Raw genomic sequence first — 15,591 nt, 5'->3', positions numbered from 1 at the left:
AATCATTGCACACGCAACTATCCCGCGCAAGCAACTACTTCGGAGGTCACTGTGGGCATCTCAGACGACGCTGTCGAGATCCGGGCACGCGGCTGGCGAACGCTCGCCGCTCTGCACGGGATCATCGAGGCCGACCTCGAGAAGGCACTGGGCGCATCCGTCGGCCTGTCCGTCGTCGAGTACACGGTGCTCGACGCCCTCAGCAGACAGGACGGCTGGCACATGCGCATGCAGCAGCTCGCCCGCGCGACCGCGCTGAGCCCGAGCGCCACGACGCGTCTCGTGACACGGCTCGAAGACCGCGGGCTGCTCACCCGCATCCTCTGCGCCGACGACCGTCGGGGCATCTACACCGAGCTCACCCCGGCCGGCCTGGCGCTCTACGAGAACGCGCATCCGATCCACGACGAGACCCTCGAGCGTGCTCTCGGCGAGGCGGTCACGCAGCCCGAGCTGGCCCCCGTCGTGCACGCGCTTCAGTCAGTGACCGCCGAGGCCTGAGTCAGGCGAGCGCCCTCACGCGCTCGCGCGCGAGACCGTCACCTGGATGCTCTTCATCAGCGGCTGGTCGCTCTGCACACTGAAATCCTTGCGACCGATCAGCACGTTCATCTCCGGCATGTACCCGGCGGCGCTGCCGCGCGGCAGGTCGTACGGAACCGCGCGGAACGCCTTCAGCATCCGTGTCGACCCGTCTTTCGACGTCGACACGATGTCGACCAGATCGCCCTCGACGAGGCCGCGATCGCGCATGTCGTCCTCATGCAGGAAGACGAGCTCGCGCAGGTTCTTGACGCCTCGGTACCGGTCGTCGTTGGAGTAGATCGTGGTGTTCCACTGGTCGTGCGAGCGCACCGTCTGCAGCACCAGGGTGTCGGCGGACTCGGGGATGACGTTCGGCAGTGGAGCCAGGGAGAATTCGGCACGGCCCGACGGCGTCTCGAACACGCGGTCCCTGGCGGGCTGCGGAATGCGGAACCCGTGCCGGTCGCGGATCAGGTCGTTGAAGCCCTCGAACCCCGGCAGCACCTTCGCCATCACATCGCGGATGTTGTCGTAGTCGCCGACGTACCAATCCCAGGGCGTCGCCGTGTGCGGCAGGGTCGCCTTCGCGATGCCGGCGATGATCGCCGGCTCCGACCTCAGATAGGCGGATGCCGGCTGCTTGCGTCCCCTCGAGAGGTGCACCATGCTCATCGCATCCTCGACGGTGACGCCCTGCGGGCCCTGCGCCTGCTGGTCACGCTCGGTGCGGCCGAGACACGGCAGGATCAGGGCCTTCTCGCCATGCACGAGATGGCTGCGGTTCAGCTTCGTGCTCACCTGCACCGTCAGGCGGCACTTCTCGAGCCCCTGCGCGGTGAACGGGGTGTCGGGCGCGGCGAGCACGAAGTTGCCGCCCATGCCGACGAACACCTTCACGCGCCGGTCATGCATCGCCTCGATCGTGCGGACGGTGTCGAGCCCCGGATGCCGCGGCGGCTCGATGCGACAGACCTCCGCGAGGCGGTCGAGCCACGCCTCCGTCGGCCGGTGATCGATGCCGCACGTGCGGTTGCCCTGCACGTTGCTGTGTCCGCGGATCGGCGACGGGCCCGCCCCCTTGCGGCCGATGTTGCCGCGCAGGAGCAGCAGATTGACGATCTCGCGCACCGTGTCGACGCCGTGCTCGTGCTGACTCACGCCGAGGCACCAGCTGATGATCGTGCGCTCCGAGGCCAGATAGACCGCAGCGGCGGCGCGGATCTGCTCTTCCGTGAGGCCGGACTGAACGACGAGATCTGCCCAGCTCGTGGCGTCGACCAGTGCGCGGTACTCGTCGATGCCGTTCGTCAGAGTGCTGAGGAATTCGCTGTCCAGCACCGACGGGTCGGTGGCGGCGGCTTCGAAGACGACCTTCGACATGCCGCGGATCAGCGCCAGATCGCCCCCCGGGCGCACCTGCAGGTTCATGGTGCTCGTGTCCGTCGCCGCGAAGCGCGCCATGTCGACGAAGTCGTGCGGCACGATGGTCCGGGTCGCCCCGGCCTCGACGAGCGGGTTGACGTGCACGACCTGCGCGCCGCGCTTCACGGCATCCGAGAGCGCGGTGAGCATGCGGGGAGCATTGGATGCCGCGTTCACGCCCAGCACGAAGAGGGCGTCGCAGTCGTCCCAGTCGTGCATGTCGACAGTGCCCTTGCCGGTCGCGATCGACGCCTTGAGCGCGCGTCCGGACGCCTCGTGGCACATGTTCGAGCAGTCGGGCAGGTTGTTGGTGCCGTACTCGCGCACCATCAGCTGATACAGGAAGGTCGCCTCGTTGCTCAGACGCCCCGAGGTGTAGAACGCGGCCTCGTCGGGACTGTCGAGCGCCTGCAGCTCGTCGCCGACGAGCGCGAAGGCGTCGTCCCACGAGATCGGCACGTAGTGATCGGTGGCGGCGTCGTAGACCATCGGCTCAGTGAGACGACCCTGGTCTTCCAGGTCGAAATCGGGCCACGTCGCGAGCTCGGTGACCGAATGCTCGGCGAAGAACCGGCGGTCGACGCGCTTGCGCGTCATCTCCCACGTGACGTGCTTGATGCCGTTCTCGCAGATGTCGAGCTTCAGATTGCCCGGGTCGTCCGGCCACGCGCATCCGGGGCAGTCGTAGCCCGACACGGGGTGGTTCATCTGCAGCATCGCGAGCGGTCCGGCGATGGGCTCTCGCTGATCCAGCACCACCCGCCCCACCGACACGGCGGCTCCCCACCCGGCGGCCGGATGCCGGTACGGCTTGCGCGACCACGGTCGATCGGTGCGAGGGCCGTATCCGCCCTGACGCGGCTCGGCGGGCATCAGCCCGAACGCGGTGCGGATGGGTCCCTGGCTATCGAGCATGGCGTGCCCCTTCTTCGGCGTGCGCAGACGGTGCGAGCCCGTCGAGGCGCACCCGATGCGCGTGCGTATAGATGTTCATCGAACGCCCTCGGACGAACCCGATGAGCGTCACCCCGGCCTCCTCGGCGAGCTCGGCGGCGAGAGACGAGGGGGCCGAGACGGCACTGAGCAGGGGGATGCCGGCCATCGCGGCCTTCTGCACCAGTTCGAAGCTCGCCCTGCCCGAGACCTGGAGGATCTGCCGACGCAGGGGAAGCCGGTCGTTCAGCAGCGCCCACCCCACCACCTTGTCGACGGCGTTGTGACGCCCGACGTCTTCGCGCAGCACGAGCAGTTCACCCGAGTCGGCGTCGAACAGCGCGGCGGCGTGCAGACCACCGGTCTTGTCGAACGCCGCCTGCTCGGCGCGCAGCCGATCAGGGAACGACGCGATCTGCTCGGCCCCGACCTGGACATCGTCGACGGACACCGGATGCCGCGACACCGTGCGGACGGCGTCGATGCTGGCCTTGCCGCAGACCCCGCAGGAGCTGGTCGTGTAGAAGCGCCGAGCGACCTCGGGGTCGGGAAGCGCGACGCCGTGAGCGAGGCTGATGTCGAGCACGTTGTAGGTGTTCTCCTGTCCACCGGTGCCGGGGCCACCGCAGTGGATCGCCGAATGGAAGTCTTCGGCCTGGGCGATGATCCCCTCGGACACGAGGAACCCCGCCGCGAGCTCGACGTCATGCCCCGGAGTGCGCATCGTGACGGCGAGCGGTGAGCCTGCGACCCGGATCTCCAGGGGCTCCTCGACGGCGAGCGTGTCGGCACGCCGAGTGGCTCCCTCCCCGAGAGTGAGCTTCAGTATCGGTCTCCGCGTCGTGATCCGCCCCACACGAGCGAGCGTACTCCGCGGTAACAGGATCGCCTCATACCCATCTCACCCGGTCACCGGGTCCGCCTACCGCGTGACGCGACCGTCCACGAGGTGCAGCACCCCGTGCATGCGCGGCAGGTGCACGAGGTCATGGGTGACGAGCAGCGTCGAGGTGTTGCGCTCATCGGTGAGTCGGAGGATGAGGTCGATGATCCTCGCTCCGCGCTCCTGGTCGAGAGCGCTGGTGGGCTCGTCGACCAGGAGCACTCTCGGATCGTTCATGAGCGCTCGCGCGATGTTGACTCGCTGACGCTGCCCGCCCGAGAGCTGGTGCGGCCTCTTGTGACCATGCTCGGCGAGGCCGACAGCCGAGAGCAGCTCATCCGCATGCGCGGACGCCTCTGCGCGACGGCGTCGGCTGTGCGGGGCGCCGAGCTCTTTCATGACGCTCAGCTGCTCTCGGGCCGTCAGAGAGGGGATGAGGTTGGGCTGCTGGAAGACGATCCCGATCCGGTCCCGCCGCAGACGCGTCGCCTCGGCCGGACTGAGGGCCGTGACGTCGTTCCCGTCGATGAGGATCTCGCCGGAGTCCGGACGCAGGAGGGTGCCGGCGACGGCGAGCAGACTGGACTTTCCCGAGCCGCTGGGTCCCGTGATACCGGTGACGGTTCCGGGGTGAGCCGTGAGTGAGACACCGTCCACGGCAGTCACCCGCGAGTCACCGTCGGGGAAGGTCAGAGTGATGTCGTTCAGACGGATCATCGGTTGCTCCCGAGGGCGGTGAGAGGGTCGGCGGAGGTGACGGAGCGCAGGGCGAAGGCGGCGCCTGCGAGGCCGAGGGCGATCATGATGCCGCCCGGAAGGATGGTCGTGACAGGACTCAGCAGGAAAGGGAGGGCGGTGCCCGCGAGCAGGCCGAGCGCGGTGACCAGGCTCAGCCCGATGCCGATGCCCGCCAGCAGGACGATCAGCGCCTGCCCCAACGCGTCTCGGATCAGGGAGCGCGTGCTCGCGCCGAGCGCTTTGAGGACGGCGACATCGCCCTTGCGCTGCATCGTCCAGACGGTGAAGAACGCCCCGATGACGAGTCCCGAGATGCCGAACAGCATGCCGACTATGAGCAGGAGCGATCCGATCTCGGAGCGGAAGGCGCTGAGTGCCGACAGCGATCCGAGCGTCGTCTCGGAGATCGTGTCGTTCGCCGCATCCGCGGCATCCCAGTCGGGGGCTCCCGTGACAGCGAGGACCGTGGCGTAGGCGTCAGGGTTTCCGGTGGATGCCGAGTACGCCTGCCAATCCTGCAGGGTCATCTGCACGACCGGAGTGTGGCTGTACCAGGCATCTCCCTCGATCGACTCGACGTCGTAGGAGACGCCCGCGATCTCGATCTGCTCGCCGACCTTCGCGGCGAGCGCGTCCGCCGCGGGCACCGACAGGCGCAGCCGTCCGTTCTCGGAGGGGGCGGCAGCGTCGAAGCCGGGCTCGACACCGAACACCGCGATCGCGGCCCGGGTGTCGTCCGTCTCGGCGCGGGTCTGACTGATGCCGAGAGGGCGCGCGTCGGTCACCCCTGCCGTCTGCGCCCAGTCGTTCGCCTGCTGCTCGGTGATGGCGGAGTCCGCGAAACTGGCCGCACCGTCGCCGCCCGAGGGTGCGGAGAACACGATGCGGTCTGCGGGGAGCGCGAGCACGCCCGAGACGTTCTGGATGGCGAGTCCCCCCGTCAGTCCGCTGAGGAACCCGACGAGCAGGGTGATGAGGGCGACGACGGAGCCGATGAGGATGAATCGCCCCTTGGCGAAGCGGAGATCGCGTAACGCGACGAACATTGTGGTGCCTTTCCTGTCTCCGGTGCGGTGACCATTCCACTTTCGCCGTCGGCCCATTCGACGTCATCGGCCGCTCGACGAGCCTTTCGCGCCCGGAGTGAGGACGCCTCGATCGTCCTTTCGGACGATGCCGTGGTGCGCTCGTCGGCGTAGAGTTCGAGCCATGGCGCATACCGCTCTGACCCCGGTGTTCGTGGGTCTGCGGACCGGTCTCCACGTCCTCTTCTTCGCCCTGACGGGGGTCGTCATCGCGCGGGCCGTGCTCGACCCGTCGGAGTCGAGCGCGTCCGCGATCGTCCTGGCGCTGATCGTCGGCGCGACGTATGCGTCGGGTGCGCTGCTCGCTCGTCTCTCCCGCGGACGACGGCTGACGTCACTGATCTGGCTCGCCCTGCTCTCGGCGGAGTGGTTGGGCCTGCTGTGGGTGAGCGCCGACGCCGCCTACCTCGTGTTCCCCCTGTTCTTCCTGTTCCTGCACCTTCTGGGGCGCTGGGCGGGATCGGCGGCGATACTGGCCGCGACGATCGTCGCCGTCTGCGCCCTCGGCATCCACAGCGGGTGGAGCGTCGGCGGCGTGGTCGGCCCGTTCGTCGGCGCCGGCGTCGCCCTCCTGATCGGCCTCGGCTACCAGGCCCTCGCGAGAGAGGCCCAGCAGCGCGAGGCGCTGGTCAGCGAACTGCTGGCGACCCGCGGACAGCTCGCCGCGCGCGAACACGAGTCGGGGGTCCTCGCGGAGCGCGCCCGGCTCGCCCGCGAGATCCACGACACACTCGCGCAGGGACTCTCCAGCATCCAGATGCTGCTGCACGCCGCGGAACGCGCCGATGACACCCGACCGGGCATCGAGCACATCCGGCTCGCGCGCGAGACGGCCGCCGCGAACCTCGTCGAGGCTCGGCGATTCATCCGTGAGCTGACCCCACCCCAGCTCGACGACCAGGCCCTCGGCGGGGCGCTGCGCCGACTGGCGCGAACGCAGTGGGCTACGCAGGGACTCGACGTCCAGGTGCGGGTGTCCGACGCTGTCGTGCTGCCCATGCACCTGCAGACGGCGCTGCTGCGCATCACGCAGGGAGCCATCGCCAACGTCATCCAGCACGCTCACGCGACGACGGCGACGGTCACCATCGGCATCGAGAACGACCACCTGCGCTTCACGGTCGAAGATGACGGAGACGGATTCGACGCCGAGCTCCCTGCGCCGGGGACCGCTGAGAAGTCCGATTCCTTCGGTCTGCGCGCCACCGCCGAGCGAGTGGAGCAGCTCGGGGGAAGACTCGTGATCGGCACGGCATCCGGGCGGGGAACGACGCTCACCGTCGACCTCCCCCTCACGGAGTTCGTATGATCCGCCTCGTGATCGCCGACGACCACCCCATCGTCCGTGCCGGTCTCCATGCCCTGTTCAGCCTGGAACCGGATCTCGAGGTGGTCGCGGAGGCGGCCACGCCTGATGAAGCGGTCGCCTGCGCGGAGCGCGAGAACCCCGACGTGGTGTTGATGGACCTCCAGTTCGGCTCTCAGACGGCGACCACGGGTGTGGATGCGACGCGACGCATCCGGGCGCTCGAAGCCCCGCCCTACGTGCTCGTGCTCACCAACTACGACTCGGATGCCGACATCCTCGGCGCCGTCGAGGCCGGTGCGAGCGGATATCTGCTGAAGGACGCCCCGCCGCACGAGCTGACCGCCGCCGTGCGCGCGGCGGCCGCCGGAGAGAGTGCTCTCGCGCCCGTGATCGCCTCGCGATTGCTCGACCGGATGCGTGCACCCCGAGTCAGTCTCAGCAGCCGTGAGATCGAGGTGCTCGAGCGCGTCGCCGCCGGCCGGTCGAACAGCGAGGTCGCCGACGAGCTCTTCGTCAGCGAGACGACCGTGAAATCGCATCTCGCGCACATCTTCTCGAAGCTCGATGTCACCTCACGCACCGCGGCCGTCTCGGCGGCCCGCCGAAAGGGCATTCTCCGCTGACACGGGCCGCACTCCGCGGTACTCACCTGTCGGACACGGTGCGACGGTGGGCGACTCAGCGGGAGTCGTCAAGCGGCGGAGCGGTCGACGCGCGCACGATCAGCTGCGACCCGAGGGTCACGACGTCGTCGATCGCGGTGCCGTTCATCGCCTGCAGAAGCAGGTCGACGGCGAGCGCGCCACTGCGTTCGATCGGCATCCGCACCGTCGTGAGCGCCGGGGTGACCGCACCCGCGAGGTCGATGTCATCGATGCCGACGATGCTGATGTCGACGGGGCACCGCTTGCCCAGCTCGAGCAATCCGGCCTCGAGTCCCAGGGCGACGAGGTCGTTGTAGGCGATGACGGCCGTGGCGCCGCTCGCCGCCGCCGGTGCGGCTGCGGCCCGTCCGCCCTGAATGGACGCGGCATGGTGGCTGAGCCCGGTGAGACGGATGCCGTGGCGCTCGCACGCTCGCGCGACGGTGTCGGCGCGGCGCACATCGGCCCATGATCCGCGCGGACCGGCGGCGTAGGCGATGTGCGTGTGCCCGAGGGCGGCGAGGTGCTCGATCGCCTGCGCAGGTCCGTGCTCGGTGTCCATGAGCACGCACGGTGCGCCGTCGATCTGCCGGTTGACCACGACGTAGGGGGTGTCTCCGACGAGGTCGAGCACGTCGGCGTCGGGCAGACGGGGTGAGCACAGCAGCATGCCGTCGAGCTTTCGGGCCTGCTCGATCTGCTCGCGTTCGCGGCGCAGGTCCTCGTCGGCGTCGAAGAGCACGATGCGGTGGCGTCCGTGCCATGCCTGCCCCTGGATCGCCTTGAGCAGAGTGGCGTAGACGGGGTTCGCGACGTCGGGCACGACGACCCCGAAGGTGCGCGTGGCGGTGGCCGACTGCGACGCCGCGTAACCGAGCTCCCCCGCCGCTTCGAGCACGCGGCCGAGGGTGTTCGGGGCGAGGCGATCGGGCTCCCCGAAAGCACGCGATGCGGTCGCGATGGACACGCCTGCGCGTCGTGCCACATCCGTCAGCGTCGCTGCCATGTCGTTCTCCCGCCCTCGCAGGCAATCCTACGATCCTCCACCTCGATGTAAAACTGCTTGACAAGTTTGTACAAACACTGCACACTGATTTGCATGACGATCAACGCCGATCACCCTCAGCGGTGCGCGGCCCCGAGCGAAGGAGCCACCGCGTGAGCATCCCAGCACCGGTCCTGCGCCGCACGACCTCTGCCACCGCATCCCCGCTGGTCGCTCCGACGACCCCCGGCATCCTGCACCTCGGCCTCGGCAGCTTCCACCGGGCACACCAGGCCGTCTATACGGCAGCCGCGCTGCAGTCCGCGGGCGGCGACTGGGGCATCGTCGGTGTCGCCTCGCGTTCGCGCACCATCGTCGACGCGATGCACGCCCAGGACATGCTCTACACGGTCGCGACCATCGCCCCGGGCACCACGTCACTCACCATCCCCGGTGTGCACGCCGACGCCTTCGTCGGCGCCGAGCAGCCCGAGCGCGTCGTCGCACAGATCACCGACCCCGGCATCCGCATCGTGACCCTCACCGTCACCGAGAACGGCTACAGCTACTCCCCCGCCACGCAGCATCTCGACCTCGACGACGACACCGTGCGCTCCGACCTCCGGGGCGGCGCCGCCCGCTCGACCATCGGCCAGCTCGCCCGTGGCCTGCAGGCCCGTGCCGCAGCCGGTGGAGCGCCGATCTCGATCCTCAGCTGCGACAACCTCTCGGCCAACGGCGCCCACACCGAGAAGCTCGTCCGGGAGTTCCTGCACGAGCTGCCCGGATCCGAAGGCGCCGACACCCTCGCCTTCCTCGACCGCGCCGTGTCGTTCCCCTCGAGCATGGTCGATCGCATCGTGCCCGCGACCACCTCCGAGCTGCGCACCCGCGTCGACACCCTGCTCGGCGCCCGCGACGACATCCCGGTGCCTGCCGAGCCGTTCACGATGTGGGCGATCGAAGACCGCTTCGCCGGCGGACGCCCCGCCTGGGAGGCCGGCGGTGCCGTGTTCACCGACGAGGTCGGACGCTACGAGCAGATGAAGGTGCGACTGCTCAACGGCACGCACTCGCTGATCGCCTACCTCGGCGCGCTCAGCGGAGTGGGGACGATCCCCGAGGCCATCGGGCTCGACGGCATCGAGAGCGCGGCGCGCGCCGTGCTGCGTGACGAGTACGAGCCCTCGATCGAGGTTCCGTCCGGCGTCGACATTCGCGCCTACGAGAGCGAGCTGTTCGAGCGCTGGGCCAACAGCGCCCTGGGTCACCGCACCAGCCAGGTCGGTACGGACGGCTCCGTGAAGCTGCGCCAGCGCATCCCGGAGCCCGCCCTGCGGGCGCTGCGGCTCGGCGAGATGCCCCACCTGATCGCCCTCACGGTCGCCGGATACCTGTCGTGCATCGCCCCGCTTCCCGGATTCGACCCGGGCCTGCACGCCGCCGCGATGACCGACGGCGCCCGAGAGCGTCTCGCCGACTATGCGGCGAGCGCCCGCACGGGTCGTGAGCTGGCACAGCGCGTGATCGGCGAGCTTCACCTGTTCGGTGATGGACTCGGATCACAGGATGCGTTCATCGCGCGCGTCGGCGAGCTCGTCGACACGATCCAGCGGCGCGGCGTCGACGCCGCGATCGCCGATGCCGTCTCGGCATCCCAGACCACCACACCATCACTCACCCGCGCAGAGGAGTTGCAGCCATGAAGGCTCTCGCCATCCACGGCAAGGAAGACATCCGCTGGGAGGACCGCGAGGTCCCGACCCCCGGCGACGGCGAGGTCCGCCTCCGCGTGAACTTCGTCGGCATCTGCGGCTCCGACCTGCACTACTACTTCCACGGAGCGAACGGCGAGTACACGATCCGCGAGCCGCTCACCCCCGGCCATGAGCTGTCGGGTGTCGTCGACCTGGACCCGTCCGGCCGCCTGGAACCCGGCACCCCCGTCACCGTGCACCCCGCGCGCTACGGCGCCGAGGTCCCCGGGCTCGAAGGCCACCCGCATCTGCGTCCCGGCGGCGACTACTTCGGCAGCGCCGCCGCGAACCCCCACCGCCAGGGCGGGGCATCCGAGCTGCTGATCGTCGAAGACCACATGCTGCGCGTGCTCCCCGCATCCCTTCCGCTCGAGCGCGCAGCCCTCGCCGAGCCGCTGGCCGTGGCGATCCACGCCGTGAGCCTCGCCGGAGACATCACCGGCAAGCGGGTGCTCGTGATCGGCGCGGGGCCCATCGGACTCCTCGTCGTCGCTGCGGCACTTCACGCGGGTGCCGCGGTGGTCGGCGCGAGCGACGTGCGTGAAGAGCCTCTCGACCGCGCGACGTCCCTCGGCGCGACCGAGGTATCGCTCGTCGGTCGCGACACCATCGAGAACGAGTCCTACGACATCGTGTTCGAATGCTCCGGCGTCGGAGTGGCCCTCACCCAGGCGGTGCGCGCGGCCCGCCGCGTCGGCACCATCGTGCAGGTCGGGATGCTGCCGAACGCCGACATCGGAGTGAACCTCGCGCCGATGCTCGCCAAGGAGCTCACCATCCGCGGCGCCTTCCGCTTCTCGACCGAGATCGACGACGCGGTAGCGCTGCTGGCCGAGTCCGACGCCCTCGACTCCGTCATCTCGCACGTCCTCCCGGCATCCGACGCCGTCCAGGCCTTCGAACTCGCTCGCGACTCGTCCGCCTCGGCGAAGGTCCTGCTGGCCCTCTAGCAACACCCTCCGCGCTCCCCGCGCACCCCACCCGATCCTGGTCCGAAGGAGTACCTCCCATGTCCGAACCGCAGACGACCGCCACGGTCGCCGATCCTGCCGCGAAGAGGTCGGTGCGCGACCTCGTGCGCGCCGCCATCTCCGGATGGCTCGGCACGGCCCTCGAGTTCATGGACTACCAGCTCTACTCGCTGGCAGCCGCCCTGGTCTTCGCCGATCTGTTCTTCTCGTCCGAGAACCCCGCCGTGGCCGTGGTCGCCGCGATGGCCACCTACGGCGTCGGCTACGTCGCCCGCCCGGTCGGCGCATTCTTCTTCGCCCGCCTCGGCGACAAGACCGGTCGCACGAAGGTCCTCTTCTACACGATCCTCCTGATGGGTCTCGCGACCACCCTCATCGGATTCCTTCCGACCTACTCGCAGGTGGGCGTCCTCGCCCCGATCCTCCTCGTGCTGCTCCGCATCGCGCAGGGCTTCGGAGCCGGAGCCGAGATCTCGGGTGCGGGCGTCATGCTCGCCGAGTACGCCCCCGCCAAGCGCCGAGGCATCATCGCCTCGCTCGTCGCACTGGGCACGAACTGCGGAACCCTGCTCGCCTCGGGCATCTGGGCGATCCTGCTCGTCGCGTACAGCGAAGACGAGGTCATCGCCTGGGCGTGGCGCATCCCGTTCATCGCCAGCGCCGTCATCATGCTCTTCGCGATCTGGGTGCGCTTCAACCTCAAGGAGACCCCGGTCTTCGAAGAGCGCGACGACGTCGTCGACGGCAAGGCGCTCTCGCGTGAAGAGGTCGTGAAGCTCGCCACCGAGACCAACGACATCCGCACGCTCGAGGCGATGAACCGCAAGCCCTGGAAGGCGTTCTCGATCGCGCTCCTGCTGCGCTTCGGCCAGGCCGGCAACTCGGGCATGATCCAGACCTACCTGATCAGCTACATCACCGTCGTGCTGCTGCTCGACCGCTCGATCGGCGTCAACGCCGTGATCGTCTCGTCGCTCGTCGCCTTCATCACGGTGCCCCTGTCGGGCTGGCTCGGCGACCGCTTCGGCCGCAAGCGCATGTACATGGTGTGGGCGATCATCGCGCTCATCATCATCGTCCCGACCATGCTCATGATCAGCAGCAAGGACACCGTGCAGGTGTTCGTCGGCTACGTGGTGCTGCACAACCTCGCGGTGATGAGCTTCGCGTCGCTCGAGAACCTCACGCTCCCCGAGCTCTTCGGATCCCGCAACCGCTACACGTTCACGGCCATGGCACGCGAGATCGCCGCCATCGTCGCGACCGGTGCGGGCCCCGTCATCGCCGCCGCGTGGGTGTCGGCCGTCACCGGCTCGTTCATCCCGATCATCATCATGCTGTTCATCTTCACGCTGTGCGCGCTCATCGCCTCGATCTGGATGCCGGAGGTCGCCGGCCGCGACCTCACGGACCCGCGCGACGCGATCTGATCGGACCGCTCTTCACGACCAGGGGTGCGGGCGCCCGAACGCCCGCACCCCCCCCTCATTCCGCACCTCCAGGAGAGAACGACATGACCATCGAGATCGTCGACGTCAACATCACCAGCCCCGGACGCAACTTCGTCACGCTCAAGATCACGACCTCCGACGGCATCGTCGGCCTGGGCGACGCCACTCTGAACGGTCGCGAGCTCGCCGTCGCATCGTACCTGTCCGACCACGTCGCCTCGATGCTGATCGGTCGCGATGAGGACAGGATCGAAGACACCTGGCAGTACCTCTACCGCGGCCCGTACTGGCGTCGCGGACCCGTCACCATGGCGGCCATCGCCGCGGTCGACATGGCGCTGTGGGACATCAAGGCGAAGAAGGCCGGGATGCCGTTGTACCAGCTTCTCGGCGGCGCCAGCCGCGAGGGCGTCCGCGTCTACGCGCACGCCTCGGGCACCGACTACGCCGCCCTGAAGAACGCGATCACCGGATACGAGGAGCTCGGCTTCACCGCCGTCCGCGTGCAGACCGGTGTTCCCGGCCTCGGGCAGATCTACGGCGTCTCTGCCGCGGGCCCCGGCGTGCGCTACGACTACGAGCCCGCCAAGCGCTCGGGCGACCGCCCCAGCGAAGAGACCTGGGACACCCGCAACTACCTCAACCACATGCCGGGGATCTTCTCGCAGATCCGGGAGGACTTCGGCACCGACCTCCGCATCCTGCACGACGGACACCACCGCATGTCGCCGATCGAGGCCGCGCGCTTCGCGAAGGACATCGAGCCCTACGACCTGTTCTGGCTCGAGGACTGCACCCCCGGCGAAGATCAGACCGCCCTGCGGCTCGTGCGTCAGCACTCGACCACGCCGCTCGCGATCGGCGAGGTCTTCAACTCGGTCTTCGACTATCAGACCCTCATCACCGAGCGCCTGATCGACTACGTGCGCTCGGCGGTGACCCACACCGGTGGCATCACGGCCATGAAGAAGCTGCTCGACTTCGCCGCGATCTACGGCATCAAGTCCGGCATCCACGGGCCGACCGACATCTCGCCGGTCGGCATGGCCGCGGCGCTGCATCTCGACCTGGCGATCCACAACTTCGGCATCCAGGAGTACATGCCGCACAACGAGCAGACGCTCGAGGTGTTCCAGACCTCGTTCACGTTCGACAAGGGCTTCCTGCACCCCGGCGACCAGCCCGGTCTCGGTGTGGACCTCGACGAGGATGCCGCGGCGGGCCACGAGTACACCAAGGCGTACCTGCCGGTGAACCGTCTGCTCGACGGGACCGTCCATGACTGGTGAGGTGCGACGGGTCGCCCTCCCCCCGCGCACGGTCGACTCGCGCCTGATCGTCGTCGCCCGCGCGAAGCGGGCGGAGGACTACGACGCCGTGCTCGACGTGCTCGTCGATGCCGGCATCCGCAGCGTCGAGCTGACGCTGACCACACCGGGCACGTTCGAGCACTTCCCGCACCTGCTCGCGCGGTTCGGCGACACGATCGACCTCGGCATCGGCACCGTCACGAACGCCGTGGACCTGGCACGGGCGATCGAGGTGGGGGCGGCCTACATCGTGACCCCGATCACCTCGCGCGACTTCGTCACACAGGCGACGGATGCCGGTGTGCCGATCGTCCCGGGCGGACTCACGCCGACCGAGCTGTTCGCCTCGTGGTCTGCCGGAGCATCCGCGGTGAAGGTGTTCCCGGCGGGGCAGGTCGGACCCGCGTACCTGAAGGATCTGCGCGGCCCTTTCCCCGACCTCGTCGCCGTGCCCTCGGGGGGAGTCGATCTTGCCGGGGCCGAGGCGTGGCTGCGTGCCGGTGCGGTGGCGGTGAGTGTCGGCGGGCCGCTGCTCGGCGACGCGTTCGCCGGCGGTGACCTGCATGCCCTGCGGGAGCGCGCCGCGTCATTCGTCGACGTCTGCGCGCGGAGCGCCGAGTGACCACCTCGTCGCCGTCCGTCGTCACGCTCGGAGAGACGATGGCGCTCGTGCGCACGACCGAGATCGGCTCGCTGCGTCACGCGAACTCGTTGGCGTTCGGCATCGGCGGTGCTGAGAGCAACGTCGCGATCGGACTCGCGCGACTCGGAGTCGCGACCTCGTGGCTGGGCCGCGTCGGCGACGACTCCCTCGGCGAGCGCATCGTCCGAGAGATCCGCGGTGACGGCGTCGACGTGCGCGCGATCGTCGACCCGGATGCCGCGACCGGCCTCATGGTGAAGGAGCGCCCGTCTGCGGCATCCACCGCGGTGCACTATTACCGTGCGGCGTCAGCCGGATCGCGGCTGCGACCGGAGGACCTGCCCGACGGGTGGGTCGAGGACGCGTCGCTCCTGCACATCACCGGGATCACTCCGCTGCTGTCCGAGACGGCCCGGGCGGCCGTCCACTCAGCCATCGATCGTGCTCGGGCAGCCGAAACGATCGTGAGCTTCGACATCAACTACCGGTCGGCGCTGGCGTCGCCCGATGTCGCCGGGTCCGTGCTGCGCGAACTCGCGGAACGTGCCGACATCGTCTTCGGCGGCGACGAGGAGTTCGCCATCCTGTATCCCGGCACCTCGGCAGCGGATGCCGCGGAACGCCTGCGGGAGGCCGGATGCGCGACGACCGTGCTCAAGCAGGGACCTGACGGCGCCTCGGTCCTCACCGCCGGATCGGTGGTCGACTCGCCGGGGTTCACGATCGAGCCGGTCGACACGGTCGGTGCGGGCGATGCGTTCGTGGCCGGGTATCTGAGCGCCCTGCTCGACGGCCAGGCGGTCGATGCGGTCCTGCTCCGGGCGAATGCCTGCGGCGCCATGGCCTGCCTCGTTCCCGGCGACTGGGAGGCGGCACCGACTCTGCGCGACCTCGAGCGCTTCCTCGACGCCGGCTCCGACCCGGTGCGCCGCTGA

14 protein-coding genes are annotated in these 15,591 nt (G+C 69.1%); 9 read left to right on the top strand and 5 right to left on the bottom strand.

Annotated features, from left to right (window positions below; all coding sequences use genetic code 11):
- Nucleotides 1–51 precede the first annotated feature (51 nt).
- A complete protein-coding gene (locus tag BMW26_RS00285; protein ID WP_053098294.1) occupies nt 52–501 on the top strand; it encodes a MarR family winged helix-turn-helix transcriptional regulator in 450 nt (149 codons plus the stop codon).
- Between the two features lie 15 nt (nt 502–516).
- Here BMW26_RS00285 and BMW26_RS00280 read toward each other — a convergent pair whose 3' ends face one another.
- The 4 genes from BMW26_RS00280 to BMW26_RS00265 all read right to left on the bottom strand — a co-directional run bounded on the left by BMW26_RS00280 (nt 517) and on the right by BMW26_RS00265 (nt 5,547).
- Nucleotides 517–2,862, bottom strand: coding sequence for an FdhF/YdeP family oxidoreductase (locus BMW26_RS00280; RefSeq protein WP_198032356.1), 2,346 nt, complete (start codon nt 2,860–2,862; stop codon nt 517–519).
- Nucleotides 2,852–3,736 carry a formate dehydrogenase accessory sulfurtransferase FdhD gene (gene fdhD / locus BMW26_RS00275; RefSeq protein WP_072590421.1) on the bottom strand — a complete coding sequence of 295 codons (885 nt, stop codon included), beginning with the start codon at nt 3,734–3,736 and terminating at the stop codon, nt 2,852–2,854. Before fdhD ends, BMW26_RS00280 begins: the two co-directional genes overlap by 11 nt.
- Before the next feature lie 66 nt (nt 3,737–3,802).
- On the bottom strand, nt 3,803–4,480 hold the full coding sequence (locus BMW26_RS00270; protein WP_072590420.1) for an ABC transporter ATP-binding protein: 678 nt from the start codon (nt 4,478–4,480) through the stop codon (nt 3,803–3,805).
- Complete coding sequence (locus tag BMW26_RS00265; protein ID WP_072590419.1) at nt 4,477–5,547, bottom strand: ABC transporter permease; 1,071 nt, start codon at nt 5,545–5,547, stop codon at nt 4,477–4,479. The genes BMW26_RS00270 and BMW26_RS00265 overlap by 4 nt, the downstream gene beginning before the upstream one ends.
- A 163-nt stretch (nt 5,548–5,710) precedes the next feature.
- Here BMW26_RS00265 and BMW26_RS00260 point away from each other — a divergent pair, with 163 nt between their 5' ends.
- Nucleotides 5,711–6,895 carry a sensor histidine kinase gene (locus BMW26_RS00260; protein ID WP_072590418.1) on the top strand — a complete coding sequence of 395 codons (1,185 nt, stop codon included), beginning with the start codon at nt 5,711–5,713 and terminating at the stop codon, nt 6,893–6,895.
- Nucleotides 6,892–7,518, top strand: coding sequence for a response regulator transcription factor (locus BMW26_RS00255; RefSeq protein ID WP_072590417.1), 627 nt, complete (start codon nt 6,892–6,894; stop codon nt 7,516–7,518). The genes BMW26_RS00260 and BMW26_RS00255 overlap by 4 nt, the downstream gene beginning before the upstream one ends.
- A gap of 55 nt (nt 7,519–7,573) precedes the next feature.
- Here the strand turns inward: BMW26_RS00255 and BMW26_RS00250 are convergent, their stop codons facing one another.
- A complete protein-coding gene (locus tag BMW26_RS00250) occupies nt 7,574–8,545 on the bottom strand; it encodes a LacI family DNA-binding transcriptional regulator (RefSeq protein ID WP_072590416.1) in 972 nt (323 codons plus the stop codon).
- Nucleotides 8,546–8,697: 152 nt separating this feature from the next.
- Between BMW26_RS00250 and BMW26_RS00245 the strand changes: the two genes are divergently transcribed.
- The 6 genes from BMW26_RS00245 to BMW26_RS00220 all read left to right on the top strand — a co-directional run bounded on the left by BMW26_RS00245 (nt 8,698) and on the right by BMW26_RS00220 (nt 15,591).
- Entirely contained in the window at nt 8,698–10,230 is a 1,533-nt protein-coding gene (locus tag BMW26_RS00245) for a mannitol dehydrogenase family protein (protein ID WP_232224504.1), read from the top strand.
- Complete coding sequence (locus BMW26_RS00240) at nt 10,227–11,231, top strand: L-idonate 5-dehydrogenase (RefSeq protein WP_053098286.1); 1,005 nt, start codon at nt 10,227–10,229, stop codon at nt 11,229–11,231. Before BMW26_RS00245 ends, BMW26_RS00240 begins: the two co-directional genes overlap by 4 nt.
- A gap of 59 nt (nt 11,232–11,290) precedes the next feature.
- On the top strand, nt 11,291–12,682 hold the full coding sequence (locus BMW26_RS00235; RefSeq protein ID WP_053098285.1) for an MFS transporter: 1,392 nt from the start codon (nt 11,291–11,293) through the stop codon (nt 12,680–12,682).
- 83 nt (nt 12,683–12,765) lie between these two features.
- Nucleotides 12,766–13,992 (top strand): D-mannonate dehydratase ManD, encoded by a 1,227-nt coding sequence (gene manD, locus BMW26_RS00230; RefSeq protein WP_053098284.1) that lies wholly within the window; start codon nt 12,766–12,768, stop codon nt 13,990–13,992.
- A complete protein-coding gene (locus tag BMW26_RS00225) occupies nt 13,982–14,635 on the top strand; it encodes a bifunctional 4-hydroxy-2-oxoglutarate aldolase/2-dehydro-3-deoxy-phosphogluconate aldolase (protein WP_053098283.1) in 654 nt (217 codons plus the stop codon). Before manD ends, BMW26_RS00225 begins: the two co-directional genes overlap by 11 nt.
- Nucleotides 14,632–15,591: a sugar kinase gene (locus BMW26_RS00220; RefSeq protein ID WP_269634999.1), complete on the top strand. Its 960-nt coding sequence runs from the start codon at nt 14,632–14,634 to the stop codon at nt 15,589–15,591. The genes BMW26_RS00225 and BMW26_RS00220 overlap by 4 nt, the downstream gene beginning before the upstream one ends.

The sequence above is a fragment of the Microbacterium sp. 1.5R genome, from assembly GCF_001889265.1.
In the GTDB taxonomy this organism is placed as follows: domain Bacteria; phylum Actinomycetota; class Actinomycetes; order Actinomycetales; family Microbacteriaceae; genus Microbacterium.
The sequence above is the reverse complement of the archived record's forward strand: the minus strand, read 5'-3'. Positions and strand labels throughout refer to the sequence as shown.